The sequence below is a fragment of the uncultured Faecalicoccus sp. genome, from assembly GCF_944327125.1.
In the GTDB taxonomy this organism is placed as follows: Bacteria; Bacillota_I; Bacilli_A; order Erysipelotrichales; family Erysipelotrichaceae; genus Faecalicoccus.
Genome location: NZ_CALVGO010000003.1, coordinates 42,146 through 52,262 on the forward strand (window position 1 = coordinate 42,146; position 10,117 = coordinate 52,262).

12 protein-coding genes are annotated in these 10,117 nt (G+C 44.5%); 1 reads left to right on the forward strand and 11 read right to left on the reverse strand.

Translation table 11 applies throughout. The features are described 5' to 3' along the window. Position 1: 1 nt before the first annotated feature. The 9 genes from Q0K03_RS00965 to Q0K03_RS01005 all read right to left on the reverse strand — a co-directional run bounded on the left by Q0K03_RS00965 (position 2) and on the right by Q0K03_RS01005 (position 7,450). A complete protein-coding gene (locus Q0K03_RS00965) occupies positions 2–1,060 on the reverse strand; it encodes a nitronate monooxygenase family protein (protein ID WP_297236785.1) in 1,059 nt (352 codons plus the stop codon). Continuing rightward, positions 1,054–2,001 (reverse strand): nitronate monooxygenase, encoded by a 948-nt coding sequence (locus Q0K03_RS00970; protein ID WP_297236787.1) that lies wholly within the window; start codon positions 1,999–2,001, stop codon positions 1,054–1,056. The genes Q0K03_RS00965 and Q0K03_RS00970 overlap by 7 nt, the downstream gene beginning before the upstream one ends. Beyond that, on the reverse strand, positions 1,988–2,974 hold the full coding sequence (locus Q0K03_RS00975) for a beta-ketoacyl-ACP synthase III (protein ID WP_297236789.1): 987 nt from the start codon (positions 2,972–2,974) through the stop codon (positions 1,988–1,990). The genes Q0K03_RS00970 and Q0K03_RS00975 overlap by 14 nt, the downstream gene beginning before the upstream one ends. Then, positions 2,956–3,891: an acetyl-CoA carboxylase carboxyltransferase subunit alpha gene (locus Q0K03_RS00980; protein ID WP_297236791.1), complete on the reverse strand. Its 936-nt coding sequence runs from the start codon at positions 3,889–3,891 to the stop codon at positions 2,956–2,958. The genes Q0K03_RS00975 and Q0K03_RS00980 overlap by 19 nt, the downstream gene beginning before the upstream one ends. Next, positions 3,888–4,760, reverse strand: a complete 873-nt coding sequence (gene accD / locus Q0K03_RS00985) for an acetyl-CoA carboxylase, carboxyltransferase subunit beta (protein WP_297236793.1) — start codon at positions 4,758–4,760, stop codon at positions 3,888–3,890. The genes Q0K03_RS00980 and accD overlap by 4 nt, the downstream gene beginning before the upstream one ends. Further along, positions 4,744–6,111 carry an acetyl-CoA carboxylase biotin carboxylase subunit gene (gene accC, locus Q0K03_RS00990; protein ID WP_297236795.1) on the reverse strand — a complete coding sequence of 456 codons (1,368 nt, stop codon included), beginning with the start codon at positions 6,109–6,111 and terminating at the stop codon, positions 4,744–4,746. Before accC ends, accD begins: the two co-directional genes overlap by 17 nt. Beyond that, positions 6,108–6,524 (reverse strand): acetyl-CoA carboxylase biotin carboxyl carrier protein, encoded by a 417-nt coding sequence (gene accB / locus Q0K03_RS00995; RefSeq protein WP_297236797.1) that lies wholly within the window; start codon positions 6,522–6,524, stop codon positions 6,108–6,110. Before accB ends, accC begins: the two co-directional genes overlap by 4 nt. Before the next feature lie 60 nt (positions 6,525–6,584). After that, a complete protein-coding gene (locus Q0K03_RS01000) occupies positions 6,585–6,812 on the reverse strand; it encodes an acyl carrier protein (RefSeq protein ID WP_297236799.1) in 228 nt (75 codons plus the stop codon). Between the two features lie 143 nt (positions 6,813–6,955). Then, complete coding sequence (locus tag Q0K03_RS01005) at positions 6,956–7,450, reverse strand: MarR family winged helix-turn-helix transcriptional regulator (RefSeq protein WP_297236801.1); 495 nt, start codon at positions 7,448–7,450, stop codon at positions 6,956–6,958. Between the two features lie 113 nt (positions 7,451–7,563). Here Q0K03_RS01005 and Q0K03_RS01010 point away from each other — a divergent pair, with 113 nt between their 5' ends. Continuing rightward, complete coding sequence (locus Q0K03_RS01010; RefSeq protein ID WP_297236803.1) at positions 7,564–8,100, forward strand: biotin transporter BioY; 537 nt, start codon at positions 7,564–7,566, stop codon at positions 8,098–8,100. Here Q0K03_RS01010 and Q0K03_RS01015 read toward each other — a convergent pair. Together Q0K03_RS01015 and Q0K03_RS01020 are read right to left on the reverse strand one after the other, a co-directional pair. After that, the gene (locus Q0K03_RS01015) at positions 8,079–8,708 is read right to left on the reverse strand and encodes a hypothetical protein (protein ID WP_297236805.1); all 630 of its coding nucleotides are present in this window, start codon (positions 8,706–8,708) and stop codon (positions 8,079–8,081) included. The two genes, Q0K03_RS01010 and Q0K03_RS01015, sit on opposite strands and share 22 nt — an antisense overlap. Positions 8,709–8,780: 72 nt before the next feature. Next, positions 8,781–9,770 carry a DUF3089 domain-containing protein gene (locus tag Q0K03_RS01020; protein WP_297236807.1) on the reverse strand — a complete coding sequence of 330 codons (990 nt, stop codon included), beginning with the start codon at positions 9,768–9,770 and terminating at the stop codon, positions 8,781–8,783. Positions 9,771–10,117 lie beyond the last annotated feature (347 nt).

Below are 10,117 nucleotides of genomic sequence, written 5' to 3' on the forward strand. Positions count from 1 at the left end.
CTTACTCCATCCTTCCTTTCAGACTTTCCATCAAAGTATGCACATCTATGATCTCGTTGATTCTTGCGGCGCTTGTTCCACAGAAAAATAAACCATTTTGAGTATCGCCTTTCACAGCGTTGATCAAGGCCCGGGAAATGCAGTACGGCGTAGAGGCCGGTGTACAGGAGAGAATGCATCCCAAACAATGAGAAATCGACCGATTCGGCTGTGCTTCCACGGTTTGAACAAACTCGTTACGAATGGCACGGCCGGGAAATCCTGCCGGGCTTTTGACATAGACGATGTCTTCTTTTTTTGCCTTCAGGATCATTTTTTTAAAGTTTTCATGCGCATCGCATTCTTTGGTCGCAATAAAACGCGTTGCCATCTGCACGCCGCTGGCTCCCAGCTGGATAAACGATTGGATATCTTCGTGTGTAAAGATGCCTCCGGCTACAAAGACCGGGATTTTTCTTTTATATTTTTCTTCAAAATAAACAAGTTCTGTTAAGACATCTTTTAAGATCTGTTCCAGCGAAGGAAACGTATTCTCTTCCAGCTCTTTCTTTTTAAAGCCCAAATGCCCTCCGGCTTTTTGTCCTTCAATGACCATAAAGTCCGGCAGGGTTTGATAATGTTTGTCCCAGGCCCGGCACAAAAGCCGGCACGCTTTCCCGCTGGATACAATAGGAGCCATCAATACCTTTCCATCACAATATTTGGGAAGTTCCAAAGGAAGCCCGGCTCCGGAGAGAATACAATCGGCGCCCGCCTCGATGGCCGCCTTGACATAAGTTCCATAATTTCGGGAAGCCACCATAACATTGACGCCTAGAAGGCCGCGTTTGATTGTTCTGGCCTTCTGGATCTCTTTTTTTAAAACACGAACATTGGCCGCCAAAGGATCCGTTTCAAAATCGGGCTCATCAAAGCCCGGCATAGCCGCTGAGATCACACCCATACCGCCTTCCTGTAAAACGGCGCTGGCCAATCCGGACAAGGAAACGCCGATTCCCATACCGCCTTGAATAATAGGAACTTCCAATACCTTATCCTTGATTTGTACCGGTTTTAACATTTCAATTCCTCGATTTTCTTTTGGAGCTGTTCAAGCTGCCGATAAGAATCATTGATCATTGCCTCAAAAATGCTTGCCAAAGGCTGGATCTCTTTACACAGCCCGGCTGCTTGTCCCATCATGACCGATCCTGTCTGCATATCGCCGTCAAATACAGCTTTCCTGAGTCCGCCTAAAGTCAGCTTTTCCATTTCAATGGGATCGGCCCCTTCTTTTTCAAGTTTCAGATACTTTCGACTCATGGAATTCTTCAGAATGCGAACAGGGGTGTTCAAGGTTCTTCCGGTAACGACCGTATCGGTGTCTTTCGCTTTTAACACCGCATGTTTATAGTTTTCATGGATCGGGCACTCTTCACTGACCAGAAGACAAGTTCCTACCTGGACCCCGCAGGCGCCTAAGGATAAAGCCGCATTAAAGCCTCTTCCCTCCGCAATGCCTCCAGCGGCAATCACCGGAATGTGTACGGCATCAACCACCTGAGGCAATAAAGTCATGGTCGTCTGTTCATTTACATGACCTCCTGCTTCCGTGCCTTCCGCAATGATTCCATCCGCGCCGGCTCTTTCCATGCGAATGGCCAGGGCGACGCTGGCAACAACCGGAAAGATCTTTGTCCCGGATGCCTTCAACATCTCCATATATTTTCCAGGATTTCCGGCTCCTGTGGTCACGACCGGCACTTTATTCTGGGCAATCACTTCCATGATCTTCTCCGTATCTGGATTCATCAGCATCACATTGACCCCAAAAGGCTTATCGGTCAAAGAACGGATTTTTTGGATCCCTGCTTCAACCTGAGAGGCATTCATGGCCCCGGTTCCCAGGATCCCTAAAGCCCCGCTTTCGGATACGGCAGCCACAAATTCCGGAGTTGCGATATTGGCCATGGCGCCTTGAAAGATAGGGTATTTTATATTCAACATCTTATTGATCATCATGATGATTTCCTCCTTCGATATGGATCCTGCAGGCGGACCAGGTAAAACCGGCACCAAATCCCACTAAGATCAGATTCATATTTTCTTTTATCTTTTTTTGTTCCCATGCCTGTCCCAGAGCCAGAGGCACACTGGCCGCTGAAGTGTTTCCAAAACGATCCAAATTGATAAACATTTTCTCCATGGGAAACCCCAGCTTTCTGCTGACGTATTCCAGGATCCGTATGTTGGCCTGGTGCGGAATGATCATATCGATCGAATCGATACTCTCTTTTCCCAATACGTGTTCTATGGCATCGGGCATGGATCGTATCGCAAAACGAAAGACTTCTCTGCCATTCATATGCAGATAAGGTTTAGGATCATCCACATTTTTTAAATGAGGCTGCAGGGAGCGGCCATCGCAAAATAAGGCATGTTCTTTGTCTCCCTTGGAACGGGCATAAAATGACATATAAGAACCATCCTGGGATCTTTCCATCAAAACAGCTCCGGCTCCATCCCCAAACAAAACACAAGTATTGCGGTCAGACCAATCCAAGATCTTCGACAAGGTTTCCGCACCTATGACCAGGGCAACCCCCTGATCCAGAAGCTTGGCGGCGCACTGTAAAGCGTATAGAAACCCGCTGCAGGCTGCATTGATATCGAACGCCATAACGGCATCGTCATTCAGCCCCAGGGCTTCCTGTACCAGACAGGCACAAGAGGGTGTTACATGATCAGGGGTACAGGTGGCCACAAGGATCAAAGAGATCTTATGTTTATCTATACCGCTTTTTTCAATCGCCATTTTGGCGGCCTGGATTGCCAGATCACTGGTATTCATCGTTTCCGATACGGTCCGTTGTTCGATCCCGGTCCGAGAGCGTATCCATTCATCACTGGTTTCTACGATCTTTCCCAGGTCATCGTTCGTTACGCATTTTGAGCCGTGGGCATATCCACAGCCGATTATTTTGACATTTTCCATGAGTCATCTCCTAAATGACGGAATTTTTCATATCGTTTTTCCAACAAGGTCCTTGTTTTCAATGCGCTTGTCTGTTCCAACGCCTTGGACAGTAATGCATCCATTTTCTCGACAACGCTTTGTATATTGGAGGCCGCACCGCCATAAGGTTCTTTCACGATCGCATCGATCACATGTTTCTCTAACAGGTCTTTGCTGGTCATCTTCATCACTTCGCAAGCCTCTTTGGCCCGCGTTCCATCTTTCCATAATATGGAGGCAAACCCTTCCGGCGATAAGATCGAATATACGGCATATTCCAACATAAAGATCTTATCGGCCACGCTTAAGGCCAGGGCTCCCCCGCTTCCTCCTTCGGATAACACAAAACAAATCACCGGTGTTTCCAGAGAAGAAAACGAATACAAGCATTCCGCAATCGCCTGCGCCTGTCCTTTTTCTTCGGCTTCTTTTCCCGGATAAGCTCCCGGTGTATCGACAAAGGTCACAACCGGCCGATGAAATTTTTCGGCCTGTTTCGCAAGACGAAGGGCCTTTCGATAGCCTTCGGGCTGAGGCATGCCGAAATGCTGTTTAAGATTGTCCTCTACGGTTTTTCCTTTCGATTGGGCGATTACAGTAACCGGCAGTCCATGAAAATGAGCCAGTCCGCATCGCATGGCCGGATCGTCTAAACTCCGCCGATCGCCATGAAGTTCCATAAAATCATCAAAAAGAAGATCGATATAATCCTGCGCCTTGGGACGGTCGGGTCTACGAACCAGTTCCACATGATCCCAGGGTGTCATCTCTGTTTCCTTTTCAATGGTTTCGATTTGTTTCTGGTACTGATACCACATGTTCAGATCGTTTTCATCCAGCTGCATCTGTTGGAGCTTCAGTTCATGGATCTGCTGCTGTGCTTCTTTTAAATTCATGATGTCCTCCTGTGACAATGGAATGACAACAGCCATCCTAACTCTCTTTTCATATCTTTCCGCGGTACGATCCGGTCAATAAATCCTTTTTCCAGTACAAATTCTGCCGTCTGAAAATTATCGGGAAGCTTTTCATGGATCGTATCTTCAATCACTCTTTTCCCGGCAAAGCCAACCAAAGCATAAGGTTCGCTTAAGATGATATCTCCCAGCATCGCAAAGCTAGCACTGACGCCGCCGGTGGTCGGATGCGTCAAAACGGTAATCGACAACAAGCCTGCATCGCTATGGCGCTTCATCGCCGCTGAAGTTTTGGCCATCTGGACCAGGGAGAGAATTCCTTCCTGCATCCGGGCCCCTCCGCTGGTGCAGCACAAAATGAGAGGAAGTTTTTTTCTTGTCGCCAGTTCAATGGCGCAGGTGATCTTCTCACCGACGGCTGCCGACATGCTCCCCATGAAGAAATTGGAATCCATGACCCCGATCACACAAGAATGTCCCATTATTTTTCCTACACCGGTGATCACGGCTTCTTTCATCCCTGTCTTTTTTTGAAGATTTTCCAGCTTAGAACGGTATCCGGGAAAGTGATCCGGGTCGATACTGATCATTTTCGCATTGGTTTCCTTGAATGTATGTTCATCGATCAGCTGCCGTATTCTTTCTCTGGCCGATATCTTAAAAGGATGGTCGCACACAGGACATACATACTGATTTTCCACAAGATCCATAACCGCCACAGAGGCATGACAATGCGCACATGTCATGAAGACATGATCCGGGATCTCCTTAGCTTTCGCTTTTGGCTTTTTTCGCCACTGACGAAAAATGTCCAGCCGTCTTTTCCTTTCTTTAAATAAATTCTCCATTTTCTTTTAACCTCTTCATCAACAAAGGAACATATCCAATATCATGGCTTCCTTCGATGAATTCTTTCTGATACAAAGCCAAATAATTGAATTCAATATTGGTCTTAACGCCAGAGACAATGGTTTCTTCTAAACTTGCCCGCATTTTTTTGATGCACTCCAGCCGATTGGGCGCACAAACGATCAATTTCATGATCATTGAGTCATAATAAGGCGATATCATCGATCCGTTATACACGGCCGTATCCACTCTAACGCCAAATCCCCCGGGAACATGCATAAAAGAGATCGGCCCTGGGCAAGGGGTAAAATCGTGAGCCACATCTTCGGCATTGATGCGGCACTCCATCGCATGCCCCTGACAATGGATATCTTCCTGATTCAAGGACAAACGCTGTCCAGCGGCAATGCGGATCTGCCATTTGATCAGATCCACGCCCGTGATGGCTTCGGTAACCGGGTGCTCTACCTGGATCCGGGTGTTCATTTCCATAAAATAAAATTTGCCTTGTTTGTCCATCAGAAATTCCATGGTTCCCACGGAATCGTATTGGATAGACTGTGCCGCCTTGACAGCCTGCCTCAACAATCGTTCTCTATTTTCCGGCTTCAGCGAAGTACAAGGCGCCTCTTCGATCATCTTCTGGTTTTTACGCTGAAACGAACAATCTCTTTCATAAAGATGGACCACATGTCCATAATGATCTCCCAGGATCTGAACTTCGATGTGTTTGGGATTTTCAATGTATCGTTCCATATAGACTTCGTCGTTTTCAAAACAAGCTTTGGCTTCCTGTCTGGCTTCGGTATAGGCTCTTTCCAGTTCTTCGTTATGATAGGCGATCCGCATGCCGCGTCCCCCGCCTCCCAAACGGGCTTTGATGATGACCGGAAAACCAATGGATTGCGCTCTGTCTTGTGCTTCCTGAAAAGAAGACAACGTATCTTCGCAGCCTTCCACAACAGGAACCCCGGCTTCTTTCATAATCCTTCGTGCCTCGGTTTTATCTCCCATCTTTTTGATCAGTTCGGGATTCGGCCCTACAAATGTCATATCGCATTCCTGGACCAGACGGGCAAATCTTGCGTTTTCACTCAAGAAGCCATAGCCGGGATGAACCGCATCACAGCCTGTGGAACAAGCGGCCTGCAGGATCACACCCATATTCAAATAGCTGTCTTTTGCCAAAGCCGGTCCAATGCATACGGCTTGATCCGCCAGCTCGACAGCCAGCGATTCTTTATCCGGCAAGGAATACACCACCACCGTTTCGATCCCCAGTTCTTTACAGGCGCGTATGATGCGCACTGCGATTTCTCCACGATTGGCAATCAAAAGCCGGCGAATCATTCTGGATCTCCTAAGACAAACAGCGGTTGGCCATATTCCACCATGGAACCATCTTCCACACAAACGGCCTTGATGATCCCTTCCTGATCTGCCTGGATCTCATTCATGGTTTTCATGGCTTCCACCATACACACGACATCGCCTCGATGAACAAAGTCCCCGACATTGACATACGGTTTCTCTTTTGGCGATTTTGCCTTGTAGAACGTTCCTACCAAAGGAGAAGTTATCGTACATTGCGCCGTTTCGGTTTCTTTTGCCGGTTCATGAACGATTGGGGCAACAGAGATTCCCTGGACAGGACTCGAAGGCTTTTCCAGACGGATCCTTAAATTTCCTTCTTCCAATTCCATATGGGAAAGGCCGCTGGATTCAAAGATCTCAATAATTTCTCTGATTTGCTTAGTTTCCATTCTCATCACTCCTCTTACTGAAAATGAGCCAAGATGACTTAGCTCACTGTTTGTTTCTACTTATTTCTTTTTGGCTTCAATGATATCAATGACATCTTGAACGGTTTCCAGCTTTGCCAGCTCTTCATCTTCAATACGGATGTCAAATTCATTTTCCAGTTCCAGGGCCAATTCCACGGCGGCCAGCGAATCGATTCCTAAATCGTCGTTCAATTTGGCCTCTGGTTTAATTTCATCTTCATCGACATTGATCGCATCGACCAATACTTTTTTGATTTCTTCAAACATAATTTTCCTCCTATTTGTTTTGATTATCAAAACATCTAACGAAGGTATTATAGTTATTTTGACTCTCAAAGTAAATAGTTTGAATATCAAAATTATTATTTTTTTCTTTAAAATAAAAAAATCTGCCCATTTTTGGCAGATTTCTATGCTCCTTTTGTTTGATCCGAATACTCATCACTGAAGTATTCCAAAATATTCTCCAAGGTTTCATTGAGGACCTCATTTTCATCCAATCCCAGATCTCCAATGGCCTTGTCGATCATGTTTTTATGAAACTCATCATGGATCTTTAACACATCCAAAGCTTTTTCGGTGTTGCGGATACGCACGATGCGGCGATCCTTTTCATCCGGATATCTTTCCACATACCCTTTTTTCTCCAGACGCGATACGTTGATCGTTAAGGTACCGGAAGTGATCATCAGCCGGCGTGCCATATGACTCATCGTATTCGAGCTGGCTCGTTGGATGCTCTCCAGAATATGAACTTCATTGATGGAAAGTTCCACACCTTTTTGTTTCAGGTTGTTGGCTTCAATATAGAGAATATAGTTAAAAAGACCGACCAGCAGCTCATTGAGAGTATGCCGGGTCTTTTGTGTACGCTCCTGATGTTGTTTTTGTTCTTCTAGTGTCATCGGTATCAAAATACCTTGTTTCTATGGAAAAGTCAATTGAAACCCTTTCTTTCTCAACAATTTGATTTGATGGTCAAAATAAATTATAATCGTTTCCATATGGAGAAACGATCATGAAAATCAAATCAATTTCTAACGGCGGTCTGGCGATTGCCTTATTGACGATCTGTTCCTGGATCTCGATTCCCTGTACGATTCCCTTCACCATGCAGACGTTTGCGATCTTTCTGATCCATAATGTGTTTGGGGGAAAATATGGAACCCTGTATATATCTTGTTACATAGGATGCGGACTTTTCGGCCTTCCTGTTTTTTCCAACTTTCAAGGAGGAATCTCCGTTTTACTGGGGCCTACCGGCGGATATCTATTAGGATTTCTAATCAGTTCCCTGTTTCTGTGGGCCACTTTTTCACTGTGGTCTGGCAAAAAGGATCGATTCTTATTGTTTAGCCTGATTGGACTTTTTCTCTGTTACAGTTTCGGATCATTCTGGTTTTGTATTGTCGATTCCATCAGTTTGAATATTACTTCCCTTTTTCATGTATGGATGGTTTGCGTATTTCCTTTTGTCATCCCCGATATCGTCAAGATCTTTTTGGCTGACCGCATCGGAAAAAGACTGGTTCATCAATTGCCATGGACGCGATAGCGATAGTGACCATAATACTTATAGGCACCTATACACAAAACCGCAAACAAACTGATAATAATAAACCAGAAAAACGGAAGCGTAAAAGATACATCGGGCACAAATCGCAACAAGACTATTGAAACCACCACAAAACAAGCCCATGGGATCCATCGAATCCCATTCGATCGAAAGACGCTGGCACATAGGATATACTTAACCCAAAAGAAAACGATCAAGGAAAAAATCGAAGCCAGGATACTCTTGAGCTGTATTTGAAATCCGTCTGTCATCAACATTGTAACAGTCATTCCTTCCCATTGAAACACAGCGGCCAGGGCCATAAAAAGAAGGCTTAAAAAGACACATAGCCATAAAAGCGCCCCGGCAAACAAGATCCATTCCAGAGCATTCATCCGCAAGCCGGTTTTTTTAAGCTTTTGACAGAATGTTTCATAATCATCAAAAGTTTTCGGAAGGTCTTCCGATTGACTCTGGATCTTGGCAAAAACTGTATCTATGATCTGATTTCGAGAGTCTTCGTTTAGTTCTGTAAAAGAGAATCGATTTAAGATCTTTTTAAAAACTCTTTTCTTCTCTCCTTCTAGCTTTTTCCATTCCTTTTTCACTCGGCCCACCTCCATTTTTTTGATTGTTTATTTCTACTTTTATATTTTCAAAAAAAACGGTATTCCTATTTTTTATGCAGAAAGAGCCAAAAACGCATCGATTCGCTTATCCACATTCTCCTGTAAGTTTCTATAGAAAAACTGGTAGTCATACAAATGATAGATCCCATCTTCAAAGATAGAAAGACCGGCCGGATAGTCTTTAGCCATTACATCCGTAATTTTTAAGGCTCCCCGTTCTTCATCGATATAAGCACCCGTGAATACCGGGATCTCCTGTGTGATCTGTCCATCATAATCCGTAAAACAGGCACCTTTATTCAAGTTTCGATTGGCAAACGTACTATCCGTTTTCCAATTTAACGGATTAATGGCATAAGAGCGCGTTCCTTTTGGGATCATCAAGGAATCCTCAATAAACTCGGCTTCACTGTTAAAAGAGATGATCACGCCGGTATCGGTTTCCTTTTGTGCCATTTTTAATTGCGGATAGTTTTCCAGATCTTCTTCCGTGATTTGCCAGCCGATGGCATAACAAGCGACCAAAAGTTCCTGGACAGAAGGATCATCAAAAACATCTTTTAACAGCCGTATGCACATATCGGCTCCCTGTGAGAATCCGGCCAAGACAATAGGATGATTCTGATTGTAGTGTTCCAGATAATATAGAAAGGCTTCTTTTACATCTTGATACGCAATCTCTAAATACGGTTCTCTTTCCTGCGGTGTCATTTCATAAACATTCAGTCCGATTTGTTGGTAGAAAGGGGCAAAGAAGCGCGTATCTTCATCATCATAAATGTCTTTTTCCATATTGATGGCTCCCACAAAACTTTCTTTGGTCTGGGCATCTTCGAATGACATGTTGTAAGAATCTTCGTCCCCGCTATAAACCGAAGGACAGATAAAGAAGATATCCGCCTCCGGATTTGAAACATCGGTTTCCAAATAAGCCCAGTTCTCTTCTTTGGAATAGATGCGATCATCTTGACATCCTGTAAGATTCAATCCTATGCATAAACAAAGAATCAACAGAAAAGAACGCATATTTTTTCTCGTCATGGCAAAACTTCCTTTCAAAAACTTTATTTTCTGGTTCCCAGTACATCCTGGAATGGGCATCCGCTTATACAAATCCTTTGTGTTATGGATCTCCCAAGTCTTTAAGATATTCTATCATTGAACAATTTATGATAAAAGAAAAACGAACCGCTTAGATTGTATCCAAACTTTACGGTTCGTTTCTAAATGATCCTTACAAAATGTTGCTTGAAATCTTGACTATCTTTCTATCTATGGATGCCCTTGATTTCCGACAATCTTTGTTCAAAACGATCTTTTCGTGTATCCTTCGGGATCTTCGTCGGGTAATTGCCGCTGAAACAGGCATCGCAAAATCCATTCTTTCC